At 61.0% G+C, this 525-nt stretch carries 1 protein-coding gene; it reads right to left on the reverse strand.

What is annotated here, in order from left to right:
• Positions 1-437 (reverse strand): metal-dependent hydrolase (locus tag ACPLUI_RS12930; RefSeq protein ID WP_424660666.1); only part of this gene is annotated, 437 nt, incomplete at its 3' end.
• Positions 438-525 lie beyond the last annotated feature (88 nt).

The raw sequence follows: 525 nt of genomic DNA on the forward strand, positions 1-525 counted from the left end.
GTCCGCACCAGGGGCAGTCCGAAATGCCTCCTCACCGGCCACAGCCACGGCACGCCCTGCGGGTTCAGGCTGTCCATGACCAAATGGCTCAGGTAACCGGCAAAAATTAACGGTACCAGGTGACTATAATTATACCACTGCAAAGCATATACGTGGGTGTGGACGTACCAGAACCGCAAAACGAATGACGCCAGCAAGCTCATCACTGCCGCCCCCAGGAGCGAGTGCAGCGGCCCCCGGTGGCCCACCGCTGCTCTTATCGCCCACGACGCCGGGGCGACCAGCCGTCCCAATTTCGAGTGCGGGTCGTCCAGATCGGGCAGTAAAGCTGCAACCCCGGCTATACCCCCGACCAGTGCCGCCGTCTTAAAGTCCGCATGCCCGGTCAAAAGTATTCCGGCAGCAGCCCCGGCTAAAAAGTGCGTGCGCCAGAGCATAAACGGTCACCCCCTTACATTACCGGCGGTACCGCAGGAAACCCGTACCGCGCAGCCTTTACCTTTTCCACGAACAGCGCCTGGCCGT

Source organism: Desulfofundulus sp. (genome assembly GCF_049701015.1).
In the GTDB taxonomy this organism is placed as follows: domain Bacteria; phylum Bacillota; class Desulfotomaculia; order Desulfotomaculales; family Desulfovirgulaceae; genus Desulfofundulus.